The sequence below is a fragment of the Leisingera sp. S2M4 genome (assembly GCF_055398055.1).
This window is the reverse complement of the sequence record NZ_AP040863.1, coordinates 83,548-98,934: the sequence shown is the minus strand read 5'-3', so window position 1 is coordinate 98,934 and position 15,387 is coordinate 83,548. Positions and strand designations below refer to the sequence as shown.

The 15,387-nt window shown below is 64.2% G+C and carries 13 protein-coding genes; 3 read left to right on the top strand and 10 right to left on the bottom strand.

The window, feature by feature from the left end:
• Window positions 1-31: 31 nt before the first annotated feature.
• From ACZ52D_RS19380 to ACZ52D_RS19365, 4 genes are all read right to left on the bottom strand, one after another.
• Complete coding sequence (locus ACZ52D_RS19380) at window positions 32-529, bottom strand: hypothetical protein (RefSeq protein ID WP_464443736.1); 498 nt, start codon at window positions 527-529, stop codon at window positions 32-34.
• A gap of 23 nt (window positions 530-552) precedes the next feature.
• The gene (locus ACZ52D_RS19375; protein WP_464443735.1) at window positions 553-1,197 is read right to left on the bottom strand and encodes a hypothetical protein; all 645 of its coding nucleotides are present in this window, start codon (window positions 1,195-1,197) and stop codon (window positions 553-555) included.
• The gene (locus ACZ52D_RS19370; RefSeq protein ID WP_464443734.1) at window positions 1,194-2,333 is read right to left on the bottom strand and encodes a hypothetical protein; all 1,140 of its coding nucleotides are present in this window, start codon (window positions 2,331-2,333) and stop codon (window positions 1,194-1,196) included. Before ACZ52D_RS19370 ends, ACZ52D_RS19375 begins: the two co-directional genes overlap by 4 nt.
• A 70-nt stretch (window positions 2,334-2,403) precedes the next feature.
• A complete protein-coding gene (locus ACZ52D_RS19365) occupies window positions 2,404-4,665 on the bottom strand; it encodes a vWA domain-containing protein (RefSeq protein ID WP_464443733.1) in 2,262 nt (753 codons plus the stop codon).
• Window positions 4,666-5,053: 388 nt separating this feature from the next.
• Here ACZ52D_RS19365 and ACZ52D_RS19360 point away from each other — a divergent pair, with 388 nt between their 5' ends.
• Window positions 5,054-5,782 (top strand): aspartate/glutamate racemase family protein, encoded by a 729-nt coding sequence (locus ACZ52D_RS19360; RefSeq protein WP_464443732.1) that lies wholly within the window; start codon window positions 5,054-5,056, stop codon window positions 5,780-5,782.
• 11 nt (window positions 5,783-5,793) lie between these two features.
• On the opposite strand, the gene ACZ52D_RS19355 is transcribed toward ACZ52D_RS19360, so the two are convergent.
• The 3 genes from ACZ52D_RS19355 to ACZ52D_RS19345 form a co-directional block, all read right to left on the bottom strand.
• A complete protein-coding gene (locus tag ACZ52D_RS19355; protein WP_464443731.1) occupies window positions 5,794-6,606 on the bottom strand; it encodes a helix-turn-helix domain-containing protein in 813 nt (270 codons plus the stop codon).
• A 162-nt stretch (window positions 6,607-6,768) separates the two neighbouring features.
• Complete coding sequence (locus ACZ52D_RS19350; protein ID WP_222456038.1) at window positions 6,769-8,196, bottom strand: alanine/glycine:cation symporter family protein; 1,428 nt, start codon at window positions 8,194-8,196, stop codon at window positions 6,769-6,771.
• Between the two features lie 147 nt (window positions 8,197-8,343).
• Window positions 8,344-9,303, bottom strand: a complete 960-nt coding sequence (locus tag ACZ52D_RS19345; protein ID WP_464443730.1) for an asparaginase — start codon at window positions 9,301-9,303, stop codon at window positions 8,344-8,346.
• A gap of 372 nt (window positions 9,304-9,675) precedes the next feature.
• On the opposite strand from ACZ52D_RS19345, the gene ACZ52D_RS19340 reads away from it, so the two are divergent.
• Window positions 9,676-10,116: an HIT family protein gene (locus ACZ52D_RS19340; protein ID WP_464443729.1), complete on the top strand. Its 441-nt coding sequence runs from the start codon at window positions 9,676-9,678 to the stop codon at window positions 10,114-10,116.
• Between the two features lie 202 nt (window positions 10,117-10,318).
• On the opposite strand, the gene ACZ52D_RS19335 is transcribed toward ACZ52D_RS19340, so the two are convergent.
• On the bottom strand, window positions 10,319-11,446 hold the full coding sequence (locus tag ACZ52D_RS19335) for an S-(hydroxymethyl)glutathione dehydrogenase/class III alcohol dehydrogenase (RefSeq protein WP_464443728.1): 1,128 nt from the start codon (window positions 11,444-11,446) through the stop codon (window positions 10,319-10,321).
• A gap of 176 nt (window positions 11,447-11,622) precedes the next feature.
• Here ACZ52D_RS19335 and ACZ52D_RS19330 point away from each other — a divergent pair, with 176 nt between their 5' ends.
• Entirely contained in the window at window positions 11,623-12,495 is an 873-nt protein-coding gene (locus ACZ52D_RS19330; RefSeq protein ID WP_464443727.1) for a LysR family transcriptional regulator, read from the top strand.
• Between the two features lie 13 nt (window positions 12,496-12,508).
• Here the strand turns inward: ACZ52D_RS19330 and ACZ52D_RS19325 are convergent, their stop codons facing one another.
• Together ACZ52D_RS19325 and ACZ52D_RS19320 are read right to left on the bottom strand one after the other, a co-directional pair.
• Window positions 12,509-13,831, bottom strand: a complete 1,323-nt coding sequence (locus ACZ52D_RS19325; protein ID WP_464443726.1) for an O-antigen ligase family protein — start codon at window positions 13,829-13,831, stop codon at window positions 12,509-12,511.
• The gene (locus ACZ52D_RS19320) at window positions 13,828-15,273 is read right to left on the bottom strand and encodes a GumC domain-containing protein (protein WP_464443725.1); all 1,446 of its coding nucleotides are present in this window, start codon (window positions 15,271-15,273) and stop codon (window positions 13,828-13,830) included. Before ACZ52D_RS19320 ends, ACZ52D_RS19325 begins: the two co-directional genes overlap by 4 nt.
• Window positions 15,274-15,387 lie beyond the last annotated feature (114 nt).

Below are 15,387 nucleotides of genomic sequence, written 5' to 3'. Positions count from 1 at the left end.
TTCAGAAATCCGTTCCTGGCTGGTCCACGGCCTAGTTGGCCGGAACCACAAGCAGGGGGACTTGCGTGTCTTTCCGGGGGCCGCCATCAGGGGTGGCATTCGTCGCGGTCGCCCGCCCTGCCGGGGTAATTCGCACCCCGACCAGCATCTCTTCCGGCGCTGATCCGGCTGGGATCGACACCCGGAGGAATACCGGTGCATCGGCAACCCAGCCAGCGTAGGACGCGCGCTCCATGAGGCTCGCACTGGCAACCACTTGCCCCCCAAAGCGCCGCACCAGTTCAATCGTGGCCGGGATGCGGCGGCCGTCCTCCGTGGCACCGATAATGTCGACCCTGTCCCCGGCCTGCGGCGGCGGATCGATCCGGTAGCCATCGGCCAGATCGTCGCCCCCGAGGGAGATCAACCAGAACCCCTCGCGTCCGCCGTCGGGGCCGCCCGCGATGGGCTGGGTAATCGCCACCGGCTCGGCCGTGGCGTAGTCGCCGTCATTGACCGGCGCGGCGGCGGCGGGCAGTGCAGCTGCCACCAGTAATCCTGCTGCCAACCGCTTCATTGTGCTTCACCTTTCAGACCCAGGGCAAAACGGATCTTCGCGATCTGGTAGCTATGCTCCGCGAGGGCCAGAAAGGTCGTCTGGCCAAGGTGCTGCTGCTCACAGGTGCCAATGACGGTCAACGAGTCCCGCATGACCTCAAGCGCGTTGGCCTGCGCTTTCCCCAGGTTCTCGAAAAAAGTGCGCTTGGCCGGTTCGATATCGCGGATCTGCTGCAGCGCATAGGCGGCCTTTCCTGCCGGATGCTGCGCCGCCGCCCCTTCGGCAAGGGTGTGGAGGATCTTCGCCTTGCGCAGGGTGCGCGCCAGTAGCCTTTCGTTGTTGACCAGAACCTCAAACGCGCGGTTCGCCCGGTCGGCGGCGCCATCGGTGCAGGTCATGCAGGCCTGATGGGTCAGGCATTGTGAGCCAAGTGTCATGTCCTCCGGTTCCGGCGGCGCGGCATCATCGCTCCACTGATCCGGCATCTGCTGCCCGGCATCCCAGGCGTTCATGAAATCGGTGACCTGATCAAAGGTGTTCGCGCCGGGATCAAGGAAACCCGACGCCGCAAAGACATCGGTGAGCTTGGTCGCCTGGGCGGCAGCCGGGATGGTCAGGGCGGCGGCGCAGATCAGCGCACAACGGCGTATGGCGTTCATTCTATCAGGACCTCTCTGATCTTCGGACCGTCATCGGTAGAGATGAGGGAGAACAGCAGGCTCCGCCCATTTCCCCGGTCATCGGCATAGTGCACCCTGACGCGGTCCGATCCTTCCGCCGCAATTGTCCGGCGGCTTGCGTCTCCCCCCAGCGCCGATAGCAGAAGGGGCAGGTTCATGGTCTGCGCTGCAGCCTTTCGACCGTCGCGGCTGTCGGCAAAATGGCGGGTGAACGTGCCGGGATCAGCAAGCAGGTCGGCCTGTGATGGCGCCCCGGGACCGGTGATCGCATCAAGCAGCGAGGCAACGAGGGAAAGGCCGCTACTGGTCTCGACCTCAAGGCTGACCGCCGCCGGGGCTGTCCCATCCTGACGGAGCGCCAGGGACGTAAGCTGCCATCCGTGCCGCTTGTCCCTTTCGAGGGCGGCATCGAAGATCTCCACCGCCGTGTAGGTTCGCCGCACGGTGGTGACGGTCAGCGCGCCGGAAGGCTGTGCGGGGTCAAGCCGGAAATCCGTGATCCGGACGTTAACCTCGCGCTCCCGCGCCAAGGCGGTCCACAGGCCCGCGCCCTGCAGCGGCGCAGCCATGCAGTCCGCTCGTTGCTCGCGCGGGCAGTCAACTGCGCGCCGCCAATATCCTCCTCCCCCCGCAACCCAGCGCGACTGCAGCGCCTGCGCGAGCCAGCTGTCTCGCGGCAGGACGGCATGCCGTTGGACCGCGGTCTTCAGCTCGGAAAGATAGGCCACGAGAACATCATCCGGCGCGGCATCGATCGGCAAGGCACGCCGCCGCGTCGGTGCCACCTCGCGGATTTTCCATTCCCCTCCAAGCCACAGGAAATCCAGCGTCACAGGCCAATCAACATCGGGCAGCTCGGCATAGGAAACCTTCGCCGTCACCCGCGCGGCTTCACCCGCCAGCTGCACGTCCGAAATCTGCGCGGCTTCGGCGCCGTGAACCGCAAAATGACCTATCAGAGGGCCAATTCCGGGCTGCGCCTGCGGTGCCACCCACCTCGAATCTCCGGCGAGCAGCTTCGGGACCTCCGGCGCACCTGCCGGGCTCTCCGCCGCAGCCTGAAGCCGCGCCGCATCCATCACCTCGGACAGATAGGACGCGGCGAGCTGCGGCAATGGCGCAGTATCCTGGGCCGCCGTCTGGCCGGCCAAGGTCAGGATCAGGCCCGTCAGGGCTGTCACGCGCTTACTCATCTGACACCCGAATGGTATAGGCCCCCAGTTCCGGCCGCAGTTTCGGCGCCCGGTTCTCGACCACGATCCGGACCGCGCCGGTCGCCTCGAACTGCACCGGGCCATTGTTGCCGCGCCCGATCCGTTTGCCGCTGGCCGCGTCATAGACCGTCAGGCGGTACTTCGGCGCCCCCTCGCGGTAGGACAAAGAGGCCGTCAGTGGCCCGACGGCCTCTGGCTCATAGTGCCAGACATCCTTCGTGTCTTCGTATCCGAAATGTCCGTCGGCATTCCCGTTCGGGCCGATGCGCGCGACGTCCTCGCCGTCAGCCAAAGCACCTGCGTCTCCGGGGCCGCCATCACCGAAAGGCACGATGCTAACCTCGAACAAGCTCTCTGGCGGCAGTCGGCGATAGGCGTCCCCCAGCCCAAAGACCACCCCACCACCTGTGGTGTCCACAAACGTTGTCTCCACCGGGGTTCCCGGAATGCCCACCTCGCGCGCGGACTGCGCGGCGGTGGGACGACCATCCGGGTAGCGGGTTTCGATGGTCAGCGCGGCCGGTGCCGCGCCAGACTCCCTTGGCCCATCAGCGGTGTCGACATATTGCCAGGACTGGATCAACCCGCGGATCACCGCTCGATGTCCTTCTTCCATGGAGGTGCGATAATATCGAAACTCGCCGGGCTCCAGCAGCTCACCGACGGTGTAAATGCCGGGCGGGATCTCGGTGGCGGTTTCCGGCGTCAAGCCGCCCTGCACCGGGTTCGCGCAGCTTGGGGCGATGCGCTCGGTCTTCTCGATGACCACCGAAACCAGCTCCTTGAGCACACGCCGCAAACCCGGTCCGTCCTTTGCATCCAGATAAGCGGTGCCGCCTGCCTCTGCCACGGCCTGCAATTCCCGGCGCTGGTCCGGATCCAGGTCGTAGCCCACGACATAGGTGTTCACGCCAATCCCCGCGTCCGCTAGCGCCGCAGCTTCACTCACCGGGTCGCCGCCGCAAGTCTCCTCTCCGTCCGAGATCAACACCGCAACCCGGCGGCTGGCCGGGACAGATTGCAAGCGCTCGCCTGCCGCCCGCAGCGAGGCTGCCAGCGGGGTGTAGCCATAGGGCCGCAGCCCTTCGGCGACGCGGGCGATCCGCCGCCCGTTGTTGGGGCCAAAGGGTACGATTTCCGCGGTGTTGGGGCAGCTTGCTTCCGGCGTCTTGGGCAGGCTGTCATCAAAGCCATAGGCCCGCAGGGAGGCCACCGCATTCACACCATCCAACGCCTGCACCGCTTCGCCGAGGGCGTCTTTGGCGATCGCCATCTTGCTGCGCCCCCCCTGACGTCCCGCCATGGAGCCGCTGGCGTCCAGCACGAAGGCGATGGCAACGGGGTCGTCCCGAGCAACCGGCGCGTCGCTAGCGACCCCATTTGCGTAGTCCAGCAGAGTGCGCGACAGCGCGTCGAAGGCCGGACATTGGTCGATCCCCGTATCGATGCGCGTGAGGCTGCTCCCTGCTCCGGGGGCACGGAGCCGGAGCGCAGCAACATCGATACCCACATCGGCCCCTTCCGTTGCATCGGGCAGCGGAATGTTTCGCGGTGGCCGAGATCCGATGCGGCTGTCATCACCGCCTTGGATCACCGGCAACACCTCGTCGATCATCGGTCCGCCCGGCTCGACCCCGCCGTCGGGGCCGGACCAGAGGTGAAATTCACCGTCCGAAGCCAAGGCCAGCTCCGACAGTTCATGAAGATCCCTCGCTGCGCCGATCGCGACGACGTCGATCCGGACGCTGTCCGGGGCGGTCTCCGCGATCCACAGCGGGTCATCGTCGCAACTTGACAGCGTGTCGGCAAAATAGATCACCCGCCCGCCGCCAAGCGCCGCGAGGTCAGCCACCGCTTGCCGAAGGGCGACGGCAGGTGCGGTCTGGTGCCCCTCGGCTGACAGCCGCTTCGTATAGCGTGCAAGGGTGTCCGGGCCAAATGCCTGCCCGAAGGGCACGATGATCTGGTCCGTCGCACAGTCGGTCGCGGCGTTACCGGCGGTGCCGGATGAGGCCAAGCGCAGCGAGACGTCTGTTCTGCCTGACAGGGACGACGCATGCGCCATCAGCGCGTTGGACACCAGCCCGACTTTCGGGGCCTCGGAAAACGCCCATTTCCCCGGTCGCCCTTCCTGATCGTACAGGATCACCACCGGTTCATCCGCAGTGATCTCGAACGCGAACGCCGCAGGGGCAGCCAGGCTACCGAGGCAAAGCCCTGCACAAGCGAACATAAACCGTCTCGGAAGGCGGAAATGGGAAACGATCCAAACCATGAGAACAATTCCTAGCCACGTTCTTGGCAAGATTGTGACCCGGGCACGACAAGCTCCGTGGGGATGCAGCCAATTTTATCGGCTCGCACCGTCGCTCTGCGCGCTGCCTGTCGCGGCTGACCCACCGATGGCAACTGCGCCGCCCCTCACGATGCATGGCTGCGCTGGTATCTCCCTGGCAACTGTGCGATCTCGCCCAGATGCTGGTGGATGCTCGCTTGGGCACGGGTAGAGGCGCCCCGATGCAACACTGCGAAGGACCAATCTGGTTCGGTATCTGCTGAAATGCGCCAGACCACACTGGACCAGTGGAATGCAGTCAACCTGCTGTAAGGAGATGAATTTAATGAAGGCCGAAGATATTCTGCCGCGCAGTGAACGACGTCGCATCGGACTGATTGCGGGATCCGGGCCCGAAGCCGGGGTCGACCTGTGGCAGAAGGTGATCGAGGAAACCAAGGCGCTGTTGGGCGAGCGCTATACCGGCGATCTCGACGGACCGCGCGTGCGGATCATTTCGTCGCCCGTGCTCGGGTTGTCGATGGAGCTTGAGGCCAACGACCTCGCGGTCTGGCCCGAGCTGGAACGGGTGTTCGACGACCTTGCGGCGCAAAGCGACGTCATCGGCATCGCCTGCAACACGCTGAATTACTACGAGCGCCAGATCAAGGCCACGCCGCGCGCCGCCCAGCTCGTCTCGGTTGGCGACGTGGTCGAGGACTATCTGAAGCGCCGGGGCCTGACCTCGGTCGCGCTGCTCGGGGCGGCACCGGTGACCAAGATGGACCGCTGGTCTGCCTATCACCGGCTTGCCGAGGTCTTCGAGGTTGAGACGCCAAAAGATCCCGGCCTGCTGCACCAGATCATCTATGACGTCAAACGCCTTGGTGGCACTGATCCCGCCGTGGTGGCGCAGTTCCAGGAGCTGATCGGCACTCTGGAAAGCGAAACCGTGCTGCTGGCCTGCACCGAACTGCCGCTCATTCCCTGTGACGGGACGGGCAAGGACCTGGTGGATGTCACCCGGCTTTTGGCGCGCGGCCTCGTGGACCGCGCGGTGCTCGTGCAGAACTAAGGCGGCCTCACTCAGCCCGGCGTCGCCATCAACAGATGCGATGCCGGGTCGCTGTGGCCGGAAATTATCCGCTCCACCGCGTCGGGCAGCTCTGAGCTGCCCGGATCGAACAGCCCGCACAACGCCAGTGACCGGCGCAGATCAATACGCCTGCCCAGAAATTCCATCGCGATCCGCGTGGCCGCCGGGGCGCGGGTGGCATGGGCCGAGACCCCCGACATGATACCGCCGAGGTAGCGGATGCGGTTGGTATAGCTGGGGTAGAGGATGATCTGGATCGCCTCGTTGCGGGTCAGCGTCTCCAGCGCGGTGATGAACAGCCGGTCCCCGAGCATGTAGCAGCTGCCCTGATACTTGCAGGTAAAGCCGCCATGGCCCCGCCGCCCGATCACCTCCAGCGTCTTGATGTTCATGCTGTAGGGGGTGCGGTAGATCTTGGTCAGGCCCTTCAGGATCTTTCCCGGGTTCGACATCGAGTTGTAGTAGGTGAAGTAGAACCCCGCATAGGCTTCGAGCTGGGGAATGGACGCCTGCAGGATACCCTCGGCTTCATTGCGCAGCTGGTTGCGTTCGATTTCCGCGCCGCCGCTCTGCGGTTTCAGCCGGATCAGCTCCTTGAACTGCGCATGCGGCATCAGCAGCTCGGCCTCTTCGACGCCGAAGAAGTCGCAGATCTTGCGCATCAGCCGCAGCGAAGGCTGGGTCTGCCCGCTGAGGTAACGGTTGAATTGTGAACGGTTCGCCCCGAGCTTGCGACACACCTCGGCGATCGAGGGGTAATAGCTGCACAGCAGGCGCAGGTTTTCCGGAAGTTCTCTCGACAATCGCCCGCCTGCCTAGCCGGTTTGTTTGAAGCGTTGCGGCAAATTGTACTGCAAAAGCCCCGCTTTGCAAATGGCGCCCGGCGCCGGACATGGAACAGGCCGCAGCATCGCGCCGCGGCCTGATCCGGGGTATTCATGCTGCGCTTTAAGGCGCGGCAGCTATCACGACGCCGGAACCTTCCACGCTTCGCGGTCGATATCGAGATCGGCAAAATCGTCGGGGTTCAGCACCGGGCGCTCGACCCCGGCTTTCAGCTGGCGGCGGAAGTCGCGCAGGAGGCGCATCGCCACCGGGAACAGCATCATGATTGCCAGCAGGTTGACCAGCGCAAGGATGCCCATCATCGGATCAGAGAAGAAGAACACCGCGGTGGCGCCCGGCGCCGTGGCACCCAGGAAGACGATGCCGATGATGGCGATCCGCAGCACCAGGATACCCGCCGGGTTCTTGGTCAGCACCGTCATCGCGTTTTCGCCGAGGTAGTAGTTGTAGATGATCGACGAGAAGGCGAACAGAAGGATGGCACCGGTCAGGAAGTACTGCGCCCATTCGCCAAGATGCGAAACCATGCTTTGCTGGGTCAGCGCGACACCGTCGATACCTTCGGCGCCGGGCACGTAAACATCGCCCAGCAGGATGACGAAAGCGGTGCAGGAGCAGATGACGATGGTGTCGATGAAGACCGAGAAGGACTGCGTGATGCCCTGGCTGATCGGGTGGCGTACCTCGGCTGTCGCTGCAACGTTGGGCGCCGAGCCCAGGCCCGCTTCGTTCGAGAACAAGCCCCGGCGCAGACCTTGTGCGATTGCGGCGCCCATGCCACCGCCGACAGCTTCCTGCAGGCCGAAGGCATTGGTGACGATGTCATAGAGCACGCCCGGCAGGCTGGTGATATTGATGACAATCACCACCAGCGCCATCAGCAGATAGCCGATTGCCATGATCGGGACCACCACATCGGAGGCCTTGGCAATGCGATGGATGCCGCCGAAGATGATGACGCCGGAAATGACTGCAAGGCAGATCCCGGTCCACAGCCGGTCAATGCCGAGGCTGTCCTGAACCGCGCCCGCGACGGTGTTGCCCTGGAAGGCGTTGAAGCCGAGGCCGAAAGCCGCGATCAGGCAGACCGCGTAGACCACCGCCAGCCAGCGGTACTCCTGGCCGAGACCGTGGATGATGGCGCGGGCGGGGCCGCCACGGTAGGTCTTTTCGCCAGTCTTGCGCTTGAACAGCTGCGCAAGCGAGCATTCGACGAGGCTGGTCGCCATGCCCACCAGCGCAATTGCCCACATCCAGAACACCGCGCCCGGCCCGCCAAGCGTGATGGCCACAGCCACCCCAGCGATATTGCCGCCGCCGACGCGTCCGCCGACCGAAACCAGCAGCGCCTCACGCGCGGAGATACGGCTGGAGTCGTCGGTGTTGTTCTTGTTCGAAAGCACCCGGAACATGCGTCCGAAGAACTCGACCTGGACAAAGCCGGTTGCGATTGTGATGAAGCAGCCGAAGATCACCAGGATCGGGATCAGCGACCAGCCCCATGTCAGGTCTCCGATCTTGCCGAAGATTAACTCCAGAAATTCCATGATACTTGTCCCTCAGTTGTGCGGATTCTCCGCAATTGATGCACAGACGCCAGGCGGATGCCCGGCCTGGCCTTGATTTGCCCCACACCGGTCGAGCGGACCGGCGCCGTATCAGCGTCAGGTAGCGGGGGCGGGGTTTGTTTCAACTCAGCCCGGAGTGCCGAGCATTTCACCGCATTGGTTGCTGCCAAGGAAGTCGCGGCGACTGTCAAAGTCACCGGACAGACTCAGCGCGAACTGCATCTTGGCAAAGGCCATTTCCGGGCTCATGTCACGCCCGTCGACCACGCCGGTATCCTGCAGCACCTTGCCCGCGGCATAGGTGCCCAGCCGCATGCCGCCTTCGGGGCACTGGCTGACCGCCAGCACCGGCACCCCGCGGTCATGGGCCGCCTGCAGCGCCCTGCGCATCGCCAGCGTGTCGGGGGCGGTGCCGGACCCGTAGCATCGCAGCACCAGCCCGTCACAGGCCGCCGCCGCATGCGCAAACAATTCCACACAGCAGCCGGGGGCGACCGAAAGGATGCCGACCTTATGGGCGCGCACGTCGTTCAATGCGGGTTGGCGTGACGGCAGCAGCGGCGGCACGTCGCTGGGCGCGGCCTCAAAGGCGTCAAAGGCCGTGGAATGGGATTTGCGCACCCGTGCGCCATGCAGAAGCTGCCCACCGAACTGCACCCACACCCCCGGCGGCGCCGTCCGCGCTGCCAACAGCGCCGCGGTCAGGTTGTCCAGCCCGTCGCTGCCCGCAACCGTCAGCGGCAGCATCGCGCCTGTCACGATCACCGGCTTGCGCAGGCCCGCCAGCGACAGGCACAGTGCCGCGGCGGTATAGGCGAGCGTATCGGTGCCGTGGGTGACCACAAAGGCATCATGCGCCTCAGCCGCCTGATGAATGCTGCGCGCCACCCGCCGCCAGTCGTCCGGCGTGGCCTGCGCGGAATCGATCAGCGGATCCAGCCGCAGCACCTCGACCGGCCCTTCGGCCTGTCCGCTTGCAGTCAGCTCCGCCACCGCATCCTCGACGATGCCGATCCGGGGCGCAAAGCCGTGTTCGGTCTGCTCCATGCCAATGGTGCCGCCGGTGTGGATCAAGAGGATGGACATCATGCTGCCTTGGGTCTGCTGCTGCGCGCCGGGCGCCTGTTGCGGCACTATTGCCCCGGAAAAGACGGGAGGAACCAGATGCTGCTGCGTCTCCGGCAGTTGCAGGTTTTGCCTAAAAGAGCGTCAACCAGCACCATTTCTTGACGATGAATTCCTGTTCGGCCTGCGCGAGGGTCAAGTTCGGATCGAAGAATGAAAGCAGCCCTGCGTCAGTCAGCGCTCCCTGCTCAGCCTGCGCCATCGCCCTTCGGCGCCGAAACCTGTCCTCCCGATAGACCTGAGACTGGCCATGCTCTACCAATCAAGCCAGACCACTGCGCTGGCGCAGATCTTCCGCAGCGTGATCCGATGGCGTTTAACAAGGGGGCTTGGATGGCCGACACATGTATCTTCTGCCAGATTGCCAACGCCGAATTGCCCGCGCACAAGCTTTTCGAGGACGATCTGGTAATTGCGTTTCTCGATCTCCATCCGATCCGTGAAGGTCATGCGCTGATCATTCCCAAGCAGCACTGCCGCTGGTTCGAAGATCTGCCAGAACTCACCGCGGCGCGGATCATGGCCGTTGGTCAGCGGCTGGCGCGAGCGATGAAACGGGAATGGGAGGTCGAGCGGGTTTCGTTTTTCTACACCGGTATCCATGTGCCGCACGCGCATGCCCATGTGGTGCCGATGTTTCACCGCCACGATGTGTCCTCGGCGCGGTATCTCGAAGAGGGGATCGAAGCGTTTTCCCTGCCCCCGAGCCCCGGTGACACGGCGCTCGCCCAAACGGCCGACCGCATCCGCGCGCAACTGTCGGAAGTTGGCTGACCGGATGTGCCCGCCGGGGGATTGGCGGTCGCGCGTAGCCTTGGCAACAGTTGGCAACCGGGTGCCGGTCTGGTGTCCGATACCAGGTGCCTTGCGCCCGCTTCTTGCAACAAGTTCTCGTCCCTGCAGGTCACAGAGTGTCTGCGAAACGGCGTAAGGCTGGCTGCGCCGATGTCGGCGCAGCCCTGAAGGTTCAGTCGGGTTACTTGTCGAAGTGGATGACCGTGCGGATGCTCTTGCCTTCGTGCATCAAATCAAACGCCGTGTTGATGTCATCAAGGCCCATGGTGTGGGTGATGAAATCATTCAGCTGGAATTCGCCCTGCAGGTAACGTTCGACGTAGTCGGGCAGCTCCGACCGGCCCTTGACGCCGCCAAAGGCCGATCCGCGCCAGACCCGGCCGGTGACCAGCTGGAATGGACGGGTAGAGATCTCCTGACCGGCACCAGCGACACCGATCACCACGGATTCGCCCCACCCCTTGTGGCAGCACTCCAGCGCCGAGCGCATTACGTTCACATTGCCGATGCACTCAAAGGAATAGTCGACGCCACCGTCCGTCAACTCGACGATCACGTCCTGGATCGGCTTGTCATAGTCGTTGGGATTGATGAAATCGGTCGCGCCCAGCTTGCGGGCGAGGTCGAATTTGCTCTCATTGATGTCGATCACGATGATCCGGCTGGCCTTGGCCATCGTTGCGCCAATCACCGCCGACAGGCCGATGCCACCCATGCCAAAGATCGCCACGGTCGCGCCTTCTTCGACCTTGGCGGTGTTCATCACCGCCCCCATGCCAGTGGTCACGCCGCACCCCAGCAGGCAGACCTCCTCCAGCGGCGCTGCTGGGTTCACCTTGGCGAGCGATATTTCCGGCAGCACGGTGTATTCCGAGAAAGTCGAACAGCCCATGTAGTGAAAGATCGGCTCACCATCCTTGTAAAAGCGGGTGGTACCGTCCGGCATCAGACCCTTGCCTTGGGTCTCGCGGATCTTCTGGCACAGGTTGGTCTTGCCGGATTTGCAGAATTTGCACTCGCCGCATTCCGGCGTGTAGAGCGGGATGACGTGGTCGCCGACGGCAACGCTGGTCACGCCTTCGCCGATGGATTCAACAATGCCGCCGCCTTCGTGGCCGAGCACGGCGGGAAAGATGCCTTCCGGGTCGTCACCCGACAAGGTGAAGGCGTCGGTGTGGCAGACGCCCGTTGCGATGATGCGCACGCGGACCTCTCCGGCCTGCGGCGGCATCACGTCGATTTCTTCAATGGAGAGCGGCTGTTTCGGGCCCCAGGCAACGGCAGCCTTGGATTTGATGATGTCGGTCATAGGGGTTCGCCTTGCAATTGGAACGATTGGTTTCCCGGCTTGCCGCCGGGTTCGGTTGCGATGGCGGCGATGTAGTCTATTTCCTCAGGAGGTTAATTGCCTCGTTTTGCAAATGACTATTACAACATGGTAATAGTGTGCGCAGGCATATCGCACAGGTCGTGAAAGGAACCGGGATGTTCAGCTGGGAAGGGGTCACTGAATTCGTGGCGGTGGCCGAGGCCGGCAGCTTCACCGCAGCCGCAGACCGGTTGGGGATCTCCACCGCGCAGGTCAGCCGTCAGGTCGGCGCGCTGGAAGCCCGGCTGGCGGTCAAGCTGTTCTACCGCACGACACGCAAGGTATCGATCACCGAGACCGGGCAGATCTACTACAACCACTGTCGGCAGGTGCTTGACGGGCTGGCCGAGGCCGAGCGCGCGGTCACCGACTTGCACCAGACCCCCAGGGGCCGCCTCAAGCTGACCGCGCCGGTGACCTACGGGGAAAATCGGATCGCGCCGTTGATCAACGACTTCGCCGTCCAATACCCCGATCTGGAAGTGAACCTGACACTGACCAACCGAAGGCTCGATCTGGTGGCCGAGCGCTTTGACTTGGCGATCCGTCTCGGGGAGCTTGAAGACAGCACGATGATGGCCAAACGGCTGGCGTCGCGCGCGCATTACGTCTGCGCCTCACCGGGCTATCTGTCACAGCGGGGCACGCCCCAAACGCTGTCCGAGCTGGACCAGCACAACTGCCTCCAGGGAACGCTGGATTTCTGGCGCTTTCACGAGCACGGCAAACCCCGCCACATCCGTGTCACTGGCAGCCTCCGCTGCAACAGCGGCTGGGCGCTGGTTGATGCGGCGCTGAAGGGGATCGGTATCATCCAGTTGCCGGACTACTACGTGCAAGACCGGATCAAGGCGGCCGAATTGGTCCCGGTGCTGGAACGATACCGCGCTCCCGATGACGGCATATGGGCGATCTACCCCCATAACCGTCACCTATCGCCAAAAGTTCGGCTGTTACTGGATCACCTCAGCCAGGGATTAAGTTCCTGAGCCGAAGCAGCCTTCACGGTTGGCAGACCGCACCAGAAGGCCCCACACGCGCCCCGGTCTTTGCAGAACCGTCGCTGACTTCAACCATCCGGACCTCGCGAAGATGCACGCCAAGGAGGATCAGACCCGGCCAGAGCATGTAAGCTTCGATTTCGATGTTTTCGCCGAAGGAAAGCAGCACCATGGTCATGAGGATGCCCAGCGGCAGACGGCCACGCGCGTGCTTTGCCGCATCCGTCATAACAAATGCGATGTGCCAGACCAGAGGCACCAGAAAGGCTGCAAAGCCGACAACGCCCTTCACGAACAGCAATCCGAACCAGGTGTGGTGGCTGCCGATAGGCATGTATTCCACCGCATGGGAGCCCGGCTGGACCGTGCCGTGGCCGAACCAGAAGGCGTCGGTCTGCCAGCGCTCGCTGGCGATCCGCTGAAGCGTTTCGCGGACCCGGGTACTGTCGGCGCGGGCGCCCTTGAACGCGGCCACGGCATCTGTTGCCAGCGCCGCCAAGGTTCCGCCGGTGATCGCCAGGGATGCGGTCAGCGCTGCCGTCACATGCCAGGCCCAGCCACGCAGGATCAGCGGCAGCATGCGCGGGGCCACGGTACAGGCCACCAGCCCCACCAGCCCCATGCGCGACTTGGACGCGAGGATCATCAATATGCCTGCCGCGACGCCCGCCAGCATCCATTTGCGGTTCTTCTCCTCCAGCGCAAACAACACCATGATGACGCCCAAGAGAGCCGCGAAGGGCGACCAGGGCGCGTAGAATTGCCAGCGCGGTGTCCAGCTGGCCGGGTCATAGGTGAAGAGGTAAACGCTGAAATACTCCGGCCCCGGTCCGCCAACCGCCTTAAGCGGTGAGGTGAAGATGCGTTCCGGCAGCCCAAGGTAAGGCGCTGCCAGCAGAAGCGGGGCCAGTGCCAGCGTCCAGGCCCCGATCACACACTGCCCCCGGATCAGGACCTCGCGGCGGATCGGCAGTACCGCGCCGACCAATGGGAACAGCGCCAGCAGCGCCCAGCCCTTGGCCCAGCCGATCGAGGACTTGATGGTCTTCTTGAGGCCAAGCCCCCAGTCGAGATGCCCGATCCACAGTGCAACCAGCATGACCGCCATGCCGATGATCCAGGCCCAGACCAGCAGCGGAACCGGACCGGCTGCACGCAGGTCGGACCGAAACGCCGGGCCAAGGTACAATGCCAGCACCGCCAGCGCGCCCAGGACCCAGGCCAGAACCGGGCCGACAACGTAGAGCGCGCCAACAGCGTAGAAGGGCCATGTCAGCGCCATGGTGCGGTAGATCATCCGCTCTGCCGGGTTCTGCGGGGTCATGCTGCGGCCGCCTCGGGTGTGGCCAGCAGACGGCCGATCACCGCGGACCGGATCCAGCCCAGCACCAGCGCGATCAACAACATGAAGGTCGCTGCCGCCCCGGCGGCAATGGCGAGCTTGCGGTCGGGCGACGACGGGCGCTCGGGAAGCGACGGGTTTTCAAGCACCTGAACCAGCGGGTAGGAGGCGTAGACATCTGATTTCGTCGATTGGGCACGCGCGATGGCCGAGGCAAACACTGCTTCGGCAACGGAAAAGTCGCGTTGCAGATCCTTCAGCCGCGCCGCGCTGGCGGACAGCTGCTGCAGGCGCTCCCGCTCCGTCACCAGCCGCTGTACCAGGGTCTGATGCTGCCGCGCCGTGCCGAGGCGCTCCGCATCCATGCGCACAAGCTCGGCCAGCAGTTCCGCGCGCGCGCCGTCCGGAGCCAGATCGAGCAAGGCCAGCTTCTGTCGGCCAATACCGGTGACGGCCACGGCCCGTGCCATCGCGCCGCGTTCAGCCGCAGCCTGGGCGGCGCGCGCGGTTTGAACTTTCGGATGCCCCTCTCCATAAGAGGCGCGGGCCTCAGCCAGTTTAGCCGCATGGGCACCGCTTTCCTCGATCAGCGCGAGGAAATCAGCATCGGCATAGAGCTTCAGGGTCGCAGCCGCGGCGGCGGCAGGAATGCCAAGCGTGCGTTCAAGCGCGGCGACGCTCTGCGTCTTCTCCCCGAGCACGCCGGATAGATCCTCGACCCGGCCTTCCAGTTCACGGGTATCTTCGACCATCGCGTCAAACTCATCCCCTGACAGCAGCCCCGAGGACATTTGCAGTTTCTCGATGTCGAACCGCGTGAGTGCCACGGAACGCTGGTAGTCCTCGATGGCGGCCAGACCGCTGTCCTCGCGGGTGGCCTGTTCATCCTTGCGCAGCGCGTCCAGCTCATCGAAGAAGGCCCGCAGCAGGGCATCCGCGCGCTTCTGCGCATTTTCGGCGCTGGGGCCCGTCATTTCGACGTGAATGAGACTGGTCTGATCCACCAGCCGGATCCGCGGCTTGCCGAAATCCCGGCGGTTCAGTCCCATGGCCTCGGCAGCCGCCGCAAGGATGCGGTCGGCGCCGATCAGGCGCTTGTAGGTTTCGGTGGGGCTGACGGAGTTGCTGGCAAAGGCGGAATTGGCGTAGGAGGACGCCTGGCCGATGCCGTTGAGGTTCATCGAGGCCGAGGCCCCGGATCCGGGCAGGATCAGCGAGGCATGAGATTTGAAGGCAAGCGGTGCGGTCCGAAGATAGCCGTTGATCGGCGCCCAGATCAGCGCCAGCCCCAGCAGGAAGAATGCAAGGTATCGGCGCAGGCGACTGGTGTCGCCAAGCCGTCCGCCGACGATGATGCGCCGCAGGGACAGGCGGCGCCAGAACCGGCGCGGCGCTTCAAGTTTTCCGGCAATTTTCTGCAGCATGTCAGTCTCCTTCGAGCAGAGACTAACGCGGCGGCACGGCCGCTGCGCCGACGCGCCCGGCTAACCCGCTGCACATCCGTAGTCGCGGCTACCCAATGGAGTAGGACCACTGCT

Coding starts and splice junctions, on each gene's coding strand:
- ACZ52D_RS19340 (WP_464443729.1), top strand. CDS start 9,676: ATGGCCGACACATGTATCTTCTGCCAGATTGCCAACGCCGAATTGCCC.
- ACZ52D_RS19345 (WP_464443730.1), bottom strand. CDS start 9,303: ATGTCCATCCTCTTGATCCACACCGGCGGCACCATTGGCATGGAGCAG.
- ACZ52D_RS19360 (WP_464443732.1), top strand. CDS start 5,054: ATGAAGGCCGAAGATATTCTGCCGCGCAGTGAACGACGTCGCATCGGA.
- ACZ52D_RS19320 (WP_464443725.1), bottom strand. CDS start 15,273: ATGCTGCAGAAAATTGCCGGAAAACTTGAAGCGCCGCGCCGGTTCTGG.
- ACZ52D_RS19325 (WP_464443726.1), bottom strand. CDS start 13,831: ATGACCCCGCAGAACCCGGCAGAGCGGATGATCTACCGCACCATGGCG.
- ACZ52D_RS19330 (WP_464443727.1), top strand. CDS start 11,623: ATGTTCAGCTGGGAAGGGGTCACTGAATTCGTGGCGGTGGCCGAGGCC.
- ACZ52D_RS19375 (WP_464443735.1), bottom strand. CDS start 1,197: ATGAACGCCATACGCCGTTGTGCGCTGATCTGCGCCGCCGCCCTGACC.
- ACZ52D_RS19365 (WP_464443733.1), bottom strand. CDS start 4,665: ATGTTCGCTTGTGCAGGGCTTTGCCTCGGTAGCCTGGCTGCCCCTGCG.
- ACZ52D_RS19335 (WP_464443728.1), bottom strand. CDS start 11,446: ATGACCGACATCATCAAATCCAAGGCTGCCGTTGCCTGGGGCCCGAAA.
- ACZ52D_RS19350 (WP_222456038.1), bottom strand. CDS start 8,196: ATGGAATTTCTGGAGTTAATCTTCGGCAAGATCGGAGACCTGACATGG.